The 2,403-nt window shown below is 59.2% G+C and carries 4 protein-coding genes and 1 pseudogene; 2 read left to right on the plus strand and 3 right to left on the minus strand.

All coding sequences use genetic code 11. The features are described 5' to 3' along the window. A pseudogene (locus ACXJ7R_RS30135) lies at positions 1-466 on the plus strand (acyltransferase family protein); the annotation flags it as partial. Between the two features lie 72 nt (positions 467-538). Here the strand turns inward: ACXJ7R_RS30135 and ACXJ7R_RS30140 are convergent. Beyond that, positions 539-1,369 carry an NAD(P)H-dependent flavin oxidoreductase gene (locus tag ACXJ7R_RS30140; protein ID WP_457155010.1) on the minus strand — a complete coding sequence of 277 codons (831 nt, stop codon included), beginning with the start codon at positions 1,367-1,369 and terminating at the stop codon, positions 539-541. Beyond that, a complete protein-coding gene (locus tag ACXJ7R_RS30145) occupies positions 1,348-1,530 on the minus strand; it encodes a nitronate monooxygenase (RefSeq protein ID WP_457155007.1) in 183 nt (60 codons plus the stop codon). Before ACXJ7R_RS30145 ends, ACXJ7R_RS30140 begins: the two co-directional genes overlap by 22 nt. Positions 1,531-1,644: 114 nt before the next feature. Here ACXJ7R_RS30145 and ACXJ7R_RS30150 point away from each other — a divergent pair, with 114 nt between their 5' ends. Next, positions 1,645-1,872 (plus strand): transcriptional regulator, encoded by a 228-nt coding sequence (locus ACXJ7R_RS30150; RefSeq protein ID WP_457155008.1) that lies wholly within the window; start codon positions 1,645-1,647, stop codon positions 1,870-1,872. Positions 1,873-1,891: 19 nt separating this feature from the next. Here ACXJ7R_RS30150 and ACXJ7R_RS30155 read toward each other — a convergent pair whose 3' ends face one another. Beyond that, positions 1,892-2,233: a c-type cytochrome gene (locus tag ACXJ7R_RS30155; RefSeq protein ID WP_457155009.1), complete on the minus strand. Its 342-nt coding sequence runs from the start codon at positions 2,231-2,233 to the stop codon at positions 1,892-1,894. Positions 2,234-2,403 lie beyond the last annotated feature (170 nt).

Raw genomic sequence — 2,403 nt, forward strand, 5'->3', positions numbered from 1 at the left:
GTCATATGACGTCTCCGACACACCCATTATGCTCTTTCCCACCGGCGTGGGAGGGGTTCTTTATGGTCCCAAGTCACTATCGCCAGAAGCGGTCGACGAAGACAAGTTCATCGAACTCTGTCCCCAAGGTGATGATATCTGGCTGTTCTGGATGGGCCAGCGGGTCGGTAGCAAATACATAAAGACGCAAAAGCGCTGGGTAGAATTTCCATGGAAAGGATCGCAGGATTCCGCTCTGCATTTGACCAACGTCGGGACCGGAATGAATGACGAGCAGATCCGCAAGGTCACGAGCCACTTTGGCCTTCCTTCATCGACAAGACTTTCTTCTGCCCAGCTGAAAAGCCTGTCTTTCACTACTGAAGAAATGGTCACAAGGATCCTGAAAGAAATCGATTCGAAAGGCGTGCTTACACCCGACGATTGCCGGCTTTTATGGACCGAAGGCACTGCCGGAGGCGACTAGCGCAGCTTGGGTTCGACTAGGGTCCGGACCATAAGTTCGCGATTGAGATCGGCGGTACTTCCCACGCAGGCCTTAGAAAGATGGATCGTTCCCAAGCCGTGCGAGGATTGCCCGCGCCTCGTCGCTGATTTCGCGGACAATCTCGGCGGCCGGCTGGACGCGGCGGACGAGGCTGACGCCTTGGCCCGACCATAGGGCAAGGGCGTCGATATCGCCCTCGTCACCCGATCCCGGCGTATGAGATTGGTATGCAACCACGTCGCCATATGACGACTTTGCAACGACCGCGCCTTCGTGGGGACGCCTACCCGCCGGCGGGCGTCCGGCTGCCTCCCAAGCTTCAATCGTTTTGTTGCGAAGGCTACGATGCGGAGCGTCGGGCCAGCCGACATCGAAAACAGTCCCGTATTCTGTGTCCGTCTCCTTAGCTGTCAGGATGCGGTCGCGATAGCGCGGGTGGATTGGAGCTTCGATGCTCGCAAGAAAGCGGGTACCGATCCAAGTGCCCGCGGCACCAAGTGCCATCGCCGCGGCTAGACCGCGTCCATCCGCAATGCCACCGGCAGCAAGAACGGGGACTGGCGCGACCTGGTCAACAACCGTCGGAACCAACGCCATCGTGGCAACTGTACCGTAAACGTGGCCACCTGCCTCCCAGCCCTGCGCGACGATTGCGTCGGCACCATCTGCGGCTGATATCAGAGCCTGTTCGGCGCCTCCTGTATGCAGGACCTTTGCCCCGCCACGATGCGCCGCAGCCGTCAGCGAACCTGCCTGGCCCCAGAAAAATGAGACTACCGGCACGCCTTCTTCCAAACAGATCGCGAGGCGCTCCTCCTGCGGATAAGTCAACACGAGATTGACGCCGAACGGCCGTTTGGTCAGGGCCTTGGTGGCCCGAATTTCTGCGCGTACGCTTCAGGCGGGCTCCAGCCGAGGGCGAGCATCCCGAGACCGCCTGCATTGCTCACCGCGGCGGCGAATTGCGGAGAAGTAGCTCCACCCATGGCCGCCTGGACAATCGGAATTTCTATGCCGACAAGAGTGGTGAAGGCGTTGGGCATTGCGCTCCCCCCTGAATCCTTTATCCGGGCGCGGCCTTTTGCCCGATTTTGGGACGGTGGTTCAAAGGAGGCACGGAATCAACGGGGATTTCGCCGCAAAGGGAGACTACAAGGATGAAGAGCGCCATTGCGGTGATGATGGCGGCGTTGCGCTCGATCTGCAGTGCGGCTGCGGCCATTGACTGGGCAGCGGCCACACTTCGCCGGCTGCCGGAACATTGGTGTTCGGCATGGCCGTCAGTCAACAACCTCGCCGCCGTGCGCGCCGCCCTCGAAGCGGCCGGTGTCGAGTTCATCCCCGAAAATGGTGGCGGCGCCGGGGTGAGGCTGAGGAAGGTTTGACGGTACTATTTTTGCGCTGTCACTGCGGAGCTTCGACGGTAATCTTGATCGCGGCATAGTAAGCCGCAGCATTGGCGATGTCTTCATCGCTCAGGCTCTTAGTGACCAACGACATCATATAACTCTTGCGCTCTCCGGCCTTGTAAGCCATCAGCGAGTGGACGAGATAGTCGTACTTCTGCCCGGCGAGATTGGGCGCTTCGCCACCGGTGGGCAGAGCTCTGCCGAGGCCATTCGTGCCGTGGCACCCTTGGCATTTCACTATGACTTTCTGACCGGCGATGCTGTCGCCTGCTGCCTGCGCAAATGACGAGGTGACCACGATGCCAGCCAGGAGGATCACAACACGCAAACTATGCATCGAAGTCCTCCCATCGGTTGACAAACAAATGTTCAATCTAAGAGCTTTCCGAGCGCGGTCCAGCTATGAGCGACCGCAAGCGAGTTTGCGCCTCCAGTCGAATATTAGCAAGCGCTTGACTAATGCCCCTCGCGCTCCAGAATCTTCTCCATGGTGCGGGGAATTGGCAT

This window comes from Mesorhizobium sp. P5_C1, from assembly GCF_054049815.1.